Source organism: Candidatus Allofournierella excrementavium (genome assembly GCF_048526665.1).
Taxonomy (GTDB): domain Bacteria; phylum Bacillota; class Clostridia; order Oscillospirales; family Ruminococcaceae; genus Allofournierella_A; species Allofournierella_A excrementavium.
This window is the reverse complement of sequence record NZ_DBGFPE010000004.1, coordinates 40,981-53,515: the sequence shown is the minus strand read 5'-3', so window position 1 is coordinate 53,515 and position 12,535 is coordinate 40,981. Positions and strand designations below refer to the sequence as shown.

General features: G+C 66.1%; 12 protein-coding genes. 3 read left to right on the top strand and 9 right to left on the bottom strand.

Annotated features, from left to right (window positions below):
• Positions 1-100 precede the first annotated feature (100 nt).
• Genes ACMI1Q_RS00700 through ACMI1Q_RS00690 form a run of 3 tightly spaced genes read left to right on the top strand, consistent with a single transcriptional unit; the run spans position 101 to position 3,491 of the window.
• A complete protein-coding gene (locus tag ACMI1Q_RS00700) occupies positions 101-1,222 on the top strand; it encodes a glycosyltransferase family 1 protein (protein ID WP_419502451.1) in 1,122 nt (373 codons plus the stop codon).
• Between the two features lie 5 nt (positions 1,223-1,227).
• Positions 1,228-2,208: a glycosyltransferase family 2 protein gene (locus ACMI1Q_RS00695; RefSeq protein ID WP_417026773.1), complete on the top strand. Its 981-nt coding sequence runs from the start codon at positions 1,228-1,230 to the stop codon at positions 2,206-2,208.
• A 38-nt stretch (positions 2,209-2,246) separates the two neighbouring features.
• On the top strand, positions 2,247-3,491 hold the full coding sequence (locus ACMI1Q_RS00690) for a glycosyltransferase (RefSeq protein ID WP_419502450.1): 1,245 nt from the start codon (positions 2,247-2,249) through the stop codon (positions 3,489-3,491).
• A 61-nt stretch (positions 3,492-3,552) separates the two neighbouring features.
• On the opposite strand, the gene ACMI1Q_RS00685 is transcribed toward ACMI1Q_RS00690, so the two are convergent.
• The 9 genes from ACMI1Q_RS00685 to rsfS all read right to left on the bottom strand — a co-directional run bounded on the left by ACMI1Q_RS00685 (position 3,553) and on the right by rsfS (position 12,493).
• Positions 3,553-4,620 carry a hypothetical protein gene (locus tag ACMI1Q_RS00685; RefSeq protein WP_419502449.1) on the bottom strand — a complete coding sequence of 356 codons (1,068 nt, stop codon included), beginning with the start codon at positions 4,618-4,620 and terminating at the stop codon, positions 3,553-3,555.
• A gap of 130 nt (positions 4,621-4,750) precedes the next feature.
• On the bottom strand, positions 4,751-6,535 hold the full coding sequence (locus ACMI1Q_RS00680) for a hypothetical protein (protein WP_419502448.1): 1,785 nt from the start codon (positions 6,533-6,535) through the stop codon (positions 4,751-4,753).
• A gap of 109 nt (positions 6,536-6,644) precedes the next feature.
• Positions 6,645-7,097 carry a CD1247 N-terminal domain-containing protein gene (locus tag ACMI1Q_RS00675; RefSeq protein ID WP_394978904.1) on the bottom strand — a complete coding sequence of 151 codons (453 nt, stop codon included), beginning with the start codon at positions 7,095-7,097 and terminating at the stop codon, positions 6,645-6,647.
• Between the two features lie 87 nt (positions 7,098-7,184).
• Positions 7,185-7,742, bottom strand: a complete 558-nt coding sequence (gene efp, locus ACMI1Q_RS00670; RefSeq protein ID WP_177521315.1) for an elongation factor P — start codon at positions 7,740-7,742, stop codon at positions 7,185-7,187.
• A gap of 115 nt (positions 7,743-7,857) precedes the next feature.
• A complete protein-coding gene (locus ACMI1Q_RS00665) occupies positions 7,858-8,667 on the bottom strand; it encodes a TIM barrel protein (protein ID WP_419502476.1) in 810 nt (269 codons plus the stop codon).
• Between the two features lie 47 nt (positions 8,668-8,714).
• On the bottom strand, positions 8,715-9,218 hold the full coding sequence (locus tag ACMI1Q_RS00660) for a YqeG family HAD IIIA-type phosphatase (RefSeq protein WP_419502447.1): 504 nt from the start codon (positions 9,216-9,218) through the stop codon (positions 8,715-8,717).
• Between the two features lie 107 nt (positions 9,219-9,325).
• Positions 9,326-9,502, bottom strand: coding sequence for a 30S ribosomal protein S21 (gene rpsU / locus ACMI1Q_RS00655; protein ID WP_177521317.1), 177 nt, complete (start codon positions 9,500-9,502; stop codon positions 9,326-9,328).
• A 149-nt stretch (positions 9,503-9,651) separates the two neighbouring features.
• Positions 9,652-12,066, bottom strand: a complete 2,415-nt coding sequence (leuS, locus tag ACMI1Q_RS00650) for a leucine--tRNA ligase (RefSeq protein ID WP_419502446.1) — start codon at positions 12,064-12,066, stop codon at positions 9,652-9,654.
• Between the two features lie 58 nt (positions 12,067-12,124).
• Complete coding sequence (rsfS, locus tag ACMI1Q_RS00645; protein ID WP_177521319.1) at positions 12,125-12,493, bottom strand: ribosome silencing factor; 369 nt, start codon at positions 12,491-12,493, stop codon at positions 12,125-12,127.
• Between the last annotated feature and the right edge of the window lie 42 nt (positions 12,494-12,535).

Genomic DNA, 12,535 nt, shown 5'->3' with positions numbered 1-12,535 from the left:
CCCCTTTTCTTGCGTTCTCTGCGCCCCGGCTCATTTGCAAAGGCCGGGGCTTTTTGCTATACTGATGCGTGTATCCTGAACCATGAAAGGGGGCGGCCGCATGGCGCCGATCCGGGTGCTTCACTGCGTGGCGGGCCTGGGCCACGGAGGCTACGAGAGCCTCATCATGAACCTCTACCGCAACATCGACCGGGAGAAGGTGCAGTTCGACTTCGTCTCCTCCTTCCCCGGCGTGTACGAGCCGGAGATCGAGGCCCTGGGCGGGCGCATCCACCGCATCCCCTTCATCACCCAGAAGGGCCCCTTCGTCTACACCGCCGCCCTGGACAGGGTGCTGCGCGCCGAGCCACGCTATCCCATCGTCCACTCCCACATGGACAAGTTCAGCGGCCTTGTGATGAAGCGGGCGGCGAAGGCGGGCATCCCGGTGCGCATCGCCCACAGCCACAACACCAAGAACGAGGGCGGGCTTGCCTTCCAGCTGGTGAAGGACCACTACGGCCGGATGGTGCTGCCCTGGGCCACCGATCTGTTCGCCTGCAGCAAGGCCGCCGCCGACTGGATGTTCGGCGAAAAGGCCGCCGAGGCGCGCATCCTCTTCAACGGGGTGCAGCCGGAGGACTTTGCCCCCAGCGCCGAGGCCCGAAGCCACATCTGCGCCGAGCTGGGCCTTGCCGAGAGCACCTTTGTGGCCGGGCATGTGGGCCGGTTCACCGAGCAAAAAAACCACGCCTTCCTTTTGGAGATTTTCGCCGCTCTCCACGCCCGCCGGCCGGACAGCGCCCTGCTGCTGGCGGGGGACGGCCCCCTGCGGCCCAAGATGGCCGAGACCGCCCGCAGGCTGGGCCTTGAGAGCGCGGTGCGCTTTCTGGGCCCCCGGCAGGACGTGCCTGCGCTGCTCTCCGCCATGGACTGCTTCATCTTCCCCTCCCACCACGAGGGCCTGCCGGTGACGCTGGTGGAGGCCCAGGCGGCGGGGCTGCCGGTGGCCGCCAGCAGCGCCATCACCGACGAGGTGTGCATCACCCCGCTGGTGCGGCGGCTGGGGCTGGACGAGGCCGCCGACACCTGGGCCGCCGCGGCGCTGGAGCTGGCGGAAGGCGGTTTTGCCGCCCGCAGCTGCCCCGCCGGGGCCATCCGCGGGGCGGGCTATGACATTGCGGACACCGCCCGCTGGCTGGAGGAGTTCTATCTCGCCCGCGCCGCGGGCAGCGAGGAGTGAAACACATGGAGCGACCGCTCATCACGGTGATCGTGCTGGTCTACAACGCGGGGGACTATCTGGGCCCCTGCCTGGAGAGCATCTCCCGCCAGACGATGACCGACTTTGAACTGCTGCTGGTGGACAACGGCAGCACCGACGGCTCGGGCGAGGCCTGCGACGCCTTTGCCCTGGCGGAGCCCCGCTGCCGAGTCATCCATCAGGAGAACCTGGGCATCATCGGCGGCCGGGGCGCGGGCGTGCGCGCCGCCCGGGGCGAGTATCTGGCCTTTGTGGATTCCGACGACCTGCTCCACCGGCGGATGCTGGAAGTGCTGGCGGAAAGCTGCCGCTCCACCGGCCTGCCGGTGGCCTGCTGCCGCTTTCTGCCCTTTTTGGGCGAGCAGCCCCCCGAGGTGCCGGACGAGCCGGGCCAGCGGCTGCGCTTTGAGGCCCCCCGCCAGCTGGACGCGCTGCTCCACGACAAGCGGGTGGAATACAGCCTGTGCAACAAGCTCTACCACCGGGGTCTGTTCGAGGGGTTCGACTTCTCCTCCCCCGTCATCTACAACGAGGACCTCTATCTCAACTGGCACATCCTGCAGCGGGTGAAGGGCATGGCCTTTGTGGACCTGGTGGGCTATTTCTACCGCCAGCACGCGGCCTCCACCACCCACCGGCCCCTGAACCGCCGTGCGCTGGAAGACCAGCTGTTCGTGGCCTCCACCATCCTGACCGAGGCGGAGGGCGGCGTGCTGGAGCCCTCGGTGCGGGCCTTCTATTACGAAAAACTTTTGTATCTGGACAGCATGATCCTGCGGCAGGAGAACGCCCGGGATTTCTGCGCCGACCACCGCCGCCTGCGCGGCCAGCTGCGCGGCGGGCTGGCCCAGGCGCTGGCCCTGCCCCGCCTGCCCGCTAAAATGAAGGCCGTGGCGCTGGTGGCCTGCCTGCCGGGGCCTTTCTACCGCTGGCTGTGCCGCCTGCTGCTCACCGACCGCCGCTGATTTTCAAAGCCGCCCGTCTTCCGGGCGAGGTGTTTTGTATGAAACTGCTCTTTATTCTGGACACCGTGGAGTTCCCTCTGGCCCCCACCCCCGCGCTGGCGCGCCGGGCGGCGGGCCTGCTGGCGCAGCGGGGCCACACCGTTCATCTTCTGGAACTGTGGGACGGGCGCACCCCGCCCCCCGCCGAGCCGGGATGTGAAAGCCACCTGCTGGCCTTTGGCGACGAGCGGCGGATGAACGAGGCGCTGGAGTTCGGCCGCGCCGGGGGCACGCCGGTGCCCCTGCGCCTTGCCCGCCTTGCCGCAAAGCCCGACGCGGCGCTGGCGGCGGTGCGGCAGATTGCCCTGAAGCGCCCCCGCCGCCTTGTGGCCGCCCGCAGCGCCATCGAGCGGCTGGACGCGGCCGAGGGCTTTGACGCCGCGGTGGCGGTGGCCGCCCCCTACGCGGGCAGCTTCGCTTTGGCCGAGGCCGCCGTGGCCTGCACCAAGATCGACTGGCAGATGGACCCCTACGCGGCCAACGCCAGCTATTCCGCCCCCGGGGCCTGGGACCGGGAACGGCAGCTGGCGGACGCCATGGACAAGCTGCTGGTGGCCCCTGCCATGGCCCGTTACTACGCCCCTGGCGCGCCGCTGGCGGACTTTGCCGGGCGGATGCAGGTGCTGGACTTTCCCAGCCTTGTGCCCCCCGCCCCCGCCGCGGCGGCGGTGAAGAGCGAGGCCGGGCGGCGGCGGTGCGTCTTTGTGGGCAGCCTCTACCCCGCCCTGCGCACCCCCCACTACGCCCTGGAGCTGTTCCGGGCGCTGAACGACCCCGGCTGGGAGCTGGTGTTCGTGGGCGGCGGCTGGGACAACTACCCCGCCGGCCTGCCCGAGGCCTGCCGGGCCGTTCTGGGCGAGCGGCTGGTCATCACCGGCCCGCTGCCCAGAGAGAAGGCGGAGGGCTATCTGGCGGGCGCGGACGTGCTGCTGAGCCTGGGCAACGACCTGGACAACCAGGTGCCCAGCAAGCTGTTCGAGTACTTCGCCGCCGGCAAGCCGGTGCTGCATCTGGCAAAGCGGGCGGACGACCCCTGCCTTTCCTATTTCGACCGCTGGCCTTTGGCCCTTTGCCTTTTCGAGAGCGAGGGCACGGGCGCGGATGTGACGGCGCGGCTGGGCCGCTTTCTGGCCGATGAGGGCGGGCGCACCCTGCCTTTTGCCGAAGCCGAGCGTCTCTTTGCCGAAAACACCCCCGAACACGCCGCCGGCGTGCTGGAGGCGGCCTGCGCGGGAGCGCAGTAAATCGCTTTTTTGCAAAAAGTCCCCTTGCCGGGAATCTTCCCGGCAAGGGGACTTTGCTTTGTTATTCTGTCAGTCGCCGGGCCTCCATCAGCCAGGTGCGGCTCACCGGGCCGTTGTCCGGCGGCACCAGGCCGAATCGGTACTCCATGCGCACCTCGCCCTCCGTGGTCGGGATGGTCACTGTGGCCACCACTTCGTCCACTGGCCGCATGGGGGCATTGCCCTCGGCGGCCTGGTCCTTCGTCAGCTGCCGGGAGTACTCCACCGACACCTGTTCCTCAAAAAAGCGTGCAGGGTCCTCCGCCGCGGGCAGGGCCACAAGACCGTTGTCGAGCAGACCGCTCTCCTGCAGCCGCACGTCCGCGCTGTTCCAGACCCCGTTTTCCGGCGAAAAGTCCGCCTGGACCATCCGCAGCACATCCGCTTGGGAAAGGGCCTGCCCGTCCGTGCCCGGCCAGCTCTGCGCCCGCAGGGCCAGCCAGCAGGTGAACTCCTCCGCCGTCCAGTCGGCGGGAGAGGTGTAGTCCCGCCAGACGCCGCCGGCGGCGAGGGCTGCCAGCTGGTGTTGGAGGATGGCCCACTGGTCGTCGGTGACGGCGAGTTCGGCGGCCTCGAACGGCGCGGGGACGTCATCGGGGCCGATGTCCGCAACGCTGGACGCGACGATGTCATAGCCTTCCCCCGCGGGTTCCAGCAGCGCCAGCACGGTCCAGATGCCGCCGGCGTACTGGGGGCCGTTGATGGTGGCCTCGGGGGTGTACTCCACCCGGAAGACGGCGGCGAAGAGCCGCCGGGCCTCGTCGGCCTCCAGCCAGCCCCGCCAGGTGCGCTCTTGCTCCACCAGGTGCTCGTCCAGCAGCGGGTATTCGTCCCAGCCTTCGGGCGGCACCACCCCGGCGCCGCGCACCTCAAAGGCGGCCAGACGGCTCTCGTCCGGGACACAGTGCAGGCGCAGCGCTTCGGCCAGCACCGCTTCGTCCAGGGCCTCGTCCGCCGGGGCGCTTTGGGCGGCGGACGTGCCGTCCGTCTGCCGCGTCTCCTGCCTTGACGCCGAAGCTGCCCGGACGCATCCGCAGTTCAGCGCAAGCATCAACGCCAGCGCCGCGCATCCCGCTTTTCTTTTCTTCATTTTCTTCCCCTCCTTTTTGCATTCCTTTTCGCCGCCCCCGGGCGGCGTCCTTCCATCCCGGTATACGCAGGAGGGACAGGGGTTATTGCCCGACGCAAAGGGCCGCCCCAGGGAGGAGGATGGAACAAGGTCACCACTGGTAGCGCAGATCGGCAAAGCCGGCGTTCGGGTCCAGGCCGAGGCTCTCCAAAAAGGCGCGGCTGGCGTCGTCCTGGGTGCAGAACACCAGATAGTCGTAGCCGCGGGCCTGCTCCTCGTCCAGCTCGGTGCAGAAATCCACCAGCGGGCTGTACAGGGCATAGCGCACCACATAGCGCTCGCTCCAGGTGTCCAGCCCCATGCCCTCCACGTACATCAGGTAGGAAGCGCCCTCCGGCAGGCCGTACTGCTCTTTCAGGTCCAGCCAGTAGTTCTGGCGGGCGGAAGCAGAGGCCGACCGGGCGGAATACCACAGGTGGGAGAAGCTGCCGTGGGCCCCGGTGAGGCCGAAGGAGAAGAGGGCCAGCGCCCCGCAGAGGGCGAAGGCCTGCCACTGGCGCACTGTGGCGGGAACAAAGCCCCGCAGGCGGCCCGCGTCTTCCAGCGCGGGCTCCAGATACACCAGCGCCAGCACGATGGCTGCGGCGGGCAGGCACTCGAACCAGCTGGCGGCATAGCGGCGGATGCTGGCGATGGCCAGCATCTCGTCGGTGTTCATGCTGAACAGGTAGGTCCCGGCCAGCGCCGCCACATAGACGGCGGTGGCCCCCGCCCAGGCGGCGGCGTAGCCCGCCGCGGCCCGCCAGCGCATGGCTTTGAGCAGCGCCAGAACGAGGCAGGTCAGCAGAAAGACGGCGGAGAAGAGATGGAGCCGCAGCACCGGCGGGTCGGAGACAAAAAGCCAGAACCCGCGGAATTTTTCCCAGAAGGCGGCGATGTCCTCGGGGGTCTTGCCGCTCAGCTGCTCGCCGTAGGCCGTGAGGGAGGCGGCGTGCTTGCTGCTTGCGCCCTCCACGAACACCAGCGCCACATGGGCCTGCCACAGCCACCAGGTGAGGGCCGGAGCGGCCAGGGGCAGTGCGGCGAAGCCGGCGGTTTTGAGGCTGCGGTTCTGCCCGGCCCGCGCCAGCAGCACCATCAGCGGGATGGCGCCCAGCACCACAAAGAACATGCCGCTGTTTTTCAGGATGGCCAGGAAGCACAGCACCGGCAGCGACGCCGCCAGGGCGCGCTTGGGCTCATGGCGCAGCGCCGCGGTGACGGCCCACACGCCGGCGGTGAGGGCGGTGAGCATGCCGTCCACCCGCAGTTCCCGCCAGACTACGCTCAAGGCCGCCATATAGACGCCGTAGCCCAGCACCGCCGCGCCGGCGTACCACCGCTTTTTGCACAGCGGCGCAAAGGCCAGGATGGCCGCCAGGAACAGAAGGCTCTGGGCAAAAAGCATGCTGCCGTCGGAAAAGCCGACGAGGTCGCACACCACCTTGATCCACAGGGTGGCCGCGGGAGGATAGTCCACGAATTCCACCATCGTGTCCGCCATGTTGGGCAGCCGCCCCTCGGTGACCACGGTCTTGGCGGCGATGGCCCAGTGGGCCAGTTCATCGTGGTTGTCGATCACACGGCCCCGCTCCAGCAGCAGGGTGGCCCCTGCCGCCGCCAGAAACAGCGCTATGGAAACGCAGACGAAGGGGCGCAGCGCCTGCCATTTTTCCCGCACAAGGCAGGTGACGGCCAGCACCGGGCCCGCCAGATAGAGGGCCAGCTGCACCGGCCAGATGATGTTGAGCAGCCCCGCGGCGTACACCACGACCCCCGCGCCGCACATCGTCACCAGCGGGGTGACGGCGGCGGGCAGCTTCGCTTTGCGGCACAGCCACAGGCACCAGCAGCCCAGCCAGGCGAAAAAGGCCCCGGCACGCAGCACCAGAAGCATCGTATGCAACCTTCTCTCTCCTCCTTTTGCTCAAAAAGCAAAGGCGGGCGCGGCCTCCCACAACGGTGGCCGGACCCGCCTTTCGGGCCTTGGCGGCCCGTGTCAAATCTTATTCTTCCTCGGGGGCGTCGCAGTCGGTGCAGCCGTCGCACTCGCCGTCGCACTCGGTGAACTCGATGTCGAACTCAGCGCCGCAGTTGGGGCAGCTGATCTTCTCGTTGAAGAGGGTGTCCTCGTCCACCACGGTCACAGCGCCGCAGTTGGGGCAGGTGAGCTCATACTCAACCTCGGCCTCCAGCTCGCCGTCGTCCTCGTCGTCCTCTTCCTCGTCGTCCATGTCGTCGCCGTAGACGTACTCTTCCAGCTCGTCCATGTCCTCGTCCATGGCGTCCAGCTCGTCGTAGACCTGGTCCAGATCGTCGTCCAGATCGGTGACGGTGTCGCACAGCTCGGCCAGCAGCTCGTACATGGCCTTGAGCACCTTGCCCTCTTTGGTCTCCTCGCTGATCTCCAGACCTTCCATCAGGCCCTTCAGATAGGCGGCTCTCTCGTTCAGTTCCATAGGGATGTTCCTCCTATTATTGCAGATTTGAAATGAAAAGCCGGGCGGCGGCATTGCCGCCGCCCGGGGCTGATCGCATTGCTTGGCTCAGGCGCGCTCCATATACTCGCCGGTGCGGGTGTCGATGCGGATCTTGTCGCCCTCGTTGATGAACAGGGGCACACGGATCTCAGCGCCGGTCTCCAGCTTGGCGGGCTTCAGGGTGTTGGTGGCGGTGTTGCCCTTGAAGCCGGGCTCGGTCTCGGTGACCTCCAGGACCACGAAGTTGGGAGCTTCGATGCCGAACACGTTGCCCTTGTAGCTGAGCACCTTGACCATCTCGTTCTCCTTCACGAACTTGAAGGAGTCGCCCAGGTCCTTCTCGTTGATGGGCACCTGCTCGTAGGTCTCCATGTCCATGAAGTAGTACAGACCGCCGTCGTTGTAGCTGTACTGCATCTCACGCCGCTCGATGTAAGCGGTGGGGAACTTGGCGCTGGGGTTGTAGCTGGTCTCGGTGACGGCGCCGGTGATGACGTTCTTGGTCTTGGTGCGCACGAAGGCGGCGCCCTTGCCGGGCTTCACGTGCTGGAATTCAACCACCTGCAGCACCTTGCCGTCCTCTTCAAAGGTAACGCCGTTGCGGAAATCGCCTGCAGAAATCATAAAGGATCCTCCATACTTTTTATAATCTCAAAGCTGAACCTTTGACATATCCGTAAATATTTTACCCTAAGGGCGGCTGTTTTGCAACCCTTTTGTGGCAAAAAGCCGCGTTCAGTCAGCCTTCGCCGAGGCTCTGATAATACCGTTTCATCACCGCCGCGTCCTCCGCCTGGGTGCCGGCGGACTCGCAGACGATCACCGGGGCCAGCCGGCGCTGAAAGAGAAGCTCCATCAGCGGCTCGAAGGGCGGGCCGAACACCGTGTCGGCAAAGGTGAGGTGACGCTTTTCGCCGCCGGTGGTGTACTCGATGCGGCTGAAGTGGGCGTGGAAGTTCACCGCCCGCTCGTCCCCCAGTTCCTGGGCCATGCGGTCCAGGATGAAGGCGTACTGCTCTGTGCCCTTGATCCAGCCGCCGTCCCGGGCGTTCAGATGGCCGAAGTCGATGCAGGGAGTGATGCGTTTGTCCACCTTGCACAGGGCCAGCACCTCGTCCAGGGTGCCCAGCTGGCCCACCTTGCCCATGGTCTCGGGGCACAGGGTGATGTCCTCAAAGCCGGCTTCGTCCAGCGCCGCCTGAATGCGGGCCATGGTGTCCAGCGCTTTTTCCAGGGCTTCTTCCCGGCTCTGCTTGCCGCAGCTGCCGGCGTGGAAGATGACCCGCCGGCCGCCCAGGGCGCGCACCGCGGCGGCGCTTTGCAGGATGTAGCTGACGCTGTTGAGCCGCTTTTCCTCCTCCATGCTGCTCATGGAGATGTAGTAAGGGGCGTGGAGGCTGAAACAGATGCCGCGGGCCTCGGCCCCGGCGCGGATGGTCTTTGCCAGTTCCTGGCCCAGACGCACGCCCCGGCCGCACTGGTACTCGAAGGCGTCCAGGCCCATGGCGTCGGTGTACTCCGGCACCTGGGCGCTGGACTTGTAGCCCATGGTCTTGAAGCTCTCGCTGGTGCCGGCGGTGCCGAACAGAGGCTTGTTCACAGCAGCTTGCCTCCTTTTTGATAATAGCGGCGCAGGAAGGGCTGTTCCAGCCTGCGCTTGATGCGGATGTCCTTGCGGGCGGGGCCGCCCCGGGGCGACACCACCAGCGCCGGGATGCCGAAGAAGCTGGCGGCCAGCCGGTCGGTGAAGAGCTGGTCGCCCACGATGGCCATGCGGGCCCGGGGCACGCCGAAGCGGCGGCGGGCGGCGGCAAGGCCGAAGGTGAGGGGCTTGCAGGCCATGGAGACGAAGGGCAGCCCCAGCCGGGCGGCAAAGGGGCTCACCCGTTTTTTGGTGTTGTTGCTGACGATCATCAGCTTGACGCCGGCGGCGCGCATCCTGCCCAGCCACTGTTCCACCTCGGCGTCCAGCTGCTGGCTGCCGTGGGCGGTGAGGGTGTCGTCCACATCCAGCACCAGCGCATCGACACCCTTTTCCTTCAAAAAGGCGGGGGTGATGGCGCTGACGCTGGAAAAAAGATATTCCGGTGTGATGAGCATGGGCATGCGCCCTCCTTCATAGTCTCGGGAAAACGAAAACGGGCGGGCCCCTGGTGGGCCCGCCCGGACGCTTGGTGCGTTGTCAGCCGGTTAACCGGCACCGCCGCTTACTTATACTTGCGCTTGCGGGCGGCTTCGGACTTCTTCTTGCGGCGCACGGAGGGCTTCTCATACGCCTCGCGCTTGCGAACTTCCGCCAACACGCCGCTGCGCGCGGTGGAGCGCTTAAAGCGGCGCAGGGCGCTTTCCAGCGACTCGCCGTCCTTGACACGAACTTCCGACATCTTACTTCCCTCCCTTGGACCTGAGGCAGGAGTTTTGCCGGGCCTTTAAAAGCAAAGTACCCAACATACCCGATTATACTATGCCTCAGAGGATTCTGTCAACCGGAAATTCCTCCGCGAAGGGGGTTTTCCCGATCGTTCACAAAGTTTTAACCTTTTACCACCAGGTTGACCAGCTTGCCGGGCACGGCGATCTCCTTCACCAGGGTCTTGCCTTCCAGCAGGGCGGCCACTTCGGGGGCGGCCTTCACGGCGGCCAGGGTGGCGGCGGCGTCCAGGCCGGCAGCCAGATTCAGGCGGGCCTTGGGCTTGCCGTTCAGCTGCACCAGCACCTCCACGGTGCTCTCGACGCACTTGGCCTCGTCGTAAACGGGCCATGCGGCGTGGGCGATCTGGCCCTCAAAGCCGCAGCGCTGCCACAGCTCCTCGGTGATGTGAGGAGCGAAGGGGTTCAGCAGGGTCAGCAGGGTGGCGAACTCGTCGCGGGTGACGCCGCCGGCGGCGTAGAAGTCGTTCACAAGGCTCATCATGGCCGCGATGGCGGTGTTGTGCTTGAGCACCTCGATGTCCTCGCCCACCTTCTTGATGGTGCGGTGGATGGCGCTCTCCAGCTCGGGGCGGTAGCCCTCGCCGGGCACGATTTGGTCCGCAAGGCCCCAGACGCGGTCCAGGAAACGCTTGCAGCCCTTGATGGACTGGGTGGACCAGGGAGCGGCCTTCTCGAAGTCGCCGATGAACATCTCATACAGGCGCAGGGTGTCCGCGCCGTACTCGTTCACCACGTCGTCGGGGTTGATGACGTTGCCGCGGCTCTTGGACATCTTCTCGCCGTTCTCGCCCAGGATCATGCCGTGGCTGGTGCGCTTTTTGTAGGGCTCGCTGGTGGGCACCACGCCGATGTCATAGAGGAACTTGTGCCAGAACCGGCTGTACAGCAGGTGCAGGGTGGTGTGCTCCATGCCGCCGTTGTACCAGTCCACCGGGCCCCAGTACTCCACGGCCTCGCGGCTCACGGGGGCGGTGTCGCAGTGGGGGTCCATATAGCGCAGGAAGTACCAGCTGGAACCCGCCCACTGGGGCATGGTGTCGGTCTCCCGCTTGGCGGGGCCGCCGCACCCCGGGCAGGTGGTGTTCACCCACTCCTGGTGGCGGGCCAGGGGGCTCTCGCCCTCGGGGCCGGGCTCAAAGTCGGTGATCTCGGGCAGGCGCAGGGGCAGCTCGCTCTCGGGCAGGGGCTGCCAGCCGCAGTGGGGGCAGTAGACCATGGGGATGGGCTCGCCCCAGTAACGCTGACGGCTGAACACCCAGTCGCGCAGCTTGAAGTTGACCTTGGCGTGGCCCTTGCCGTTCTCCTCCAGCCAATTGGTGATGGCCTTCTTGGCCTCTTCCACGGTCATGCCGGTGAGGAAACCGCTGTTCACCATCACGCCGGTGGCGCAGTCGGTGAAGGCTTCCTTTTCCACGTCGCCGCCGGCCACCACCTCGATGATGGGCAGGCCGAAGGCCTTGGCGAAGTCGTAGTCGCGGGTGTCGTGGGCGGGCACGGCCATGATGGCGCCGGTGCCGTAGGTGGCCAGCACGTAGTCGGAGATGAAGATGGGGATCTCGGTGTCGTTCACCGGGTTGATGCCCTTCACGCCCTCCAGGCACACGCCGGTCTTGTCCTTGGCAAGCTCGGTGCGCTCAAAGTCGCTCTTGCGGGCGGCCTCGGCCTGATAGGCCCGCACGGCGTCGGCGTTGGTGATGGTGCCGTTCTCCAGCCACTCCTTCACCAGGGCGTGCTCGGGGGCCATGACCATGTAAGTAGCGCCGAAGAGGGTGTCCGGCCGGGTGGTGTAGACCACCAGATCCTCGCCGGTGGTGGTCTTGAAGGTGACCTCCGCGCCGTGGCTGCGGCCGATCCAGTTCTTCTGCTGGGTGACCACGCGGTCGATGAAGTCCAGGCCGTCCAAATCGTCGATGAGCCGGTCGGCGTAGGCGGTGATCTTGAGCATCCACTGGCTCTTGACCTTGTGGACCACTTCGCCGCCGCAGCGCTCGCAGCAGCCGTTGACCACTTCCTCGTTGGCCAGCACCACCTTGCAGCCGGTGCACCAGTTGACGTTCATTTCCTTTTTGTAGGCAAGGCCGTGCTTATACAGCTGCAGGAAGATCCACTGGGTCCACTTGTAGTACTCGGGGTCGGTGGTGTTGATCTCCCGGTCCCAGTCGAAGGACAGGCCCAGGGCCTGCAGCTGGCTCTTGAAGCGGGCCACGTTGTTCTTGGTGACCACTTCCGGGTGGATGTGGTTCTTCATGGCGAAGTTCTCGGTGGGCAGGCCGAAGGCGTCCCAGCCCATGGGGTAGAGCACGTTGTAGCCGCAAAGGCGCTTTTTGCGGGCCACGATGTCCAGCGCGGTGTAGCTGCGGGGATGGCCCACATGCAGGCCCTGCCCGCTGGGGTAGGGGAACTCCACCAGAGCGTAGAACTTGGGTTTCGAGTGGTCGATCTTGGCGGCGAAGGTCTTTTCGTCCGCCCAGATCTTCTGCCACTTGCTCTCAACGGCCTTGAAATCGTATTTCACCTGACATCAACTCCAGAAATTGATTTGTTTCAAACGGCGGCGGGCAGGCCGCGCCGGTTCACTGCGCTTGGGTCTCGTCCTCTTCGAACTTCACATCCACCGGCTCGGCGTCGGCCCAGAGGTGCTCCAGGTCGTAGAAATTGCGGGCCTCGGGATAGAACACGTGCACGATGACGGTGCCATAGTCCAGCAGGATCCAGTTCTTGGAGTCGTAGCCCTCGGTTCGCAGGGCTTTGACGCCCTGCTGATCCAGCTGGAACTCCACCTCCTCGGCCAGGCTCTTCACATGGGTGGAAGAGGTGCCGGTGGCGATGACGAAGTAATCGGTGAGGACGGTGAGGTCCCGCACCTTGAGCACCTTCACGTCAGAGGCTTTTTTCTTGTCCAGCACTTTGGCGATGGCGGTGGCAAGCTGCAAACTTTCCATTGGGTTCTCCTTTCGCCGGCCCGGGGCCGGCTGTTGTTGGTG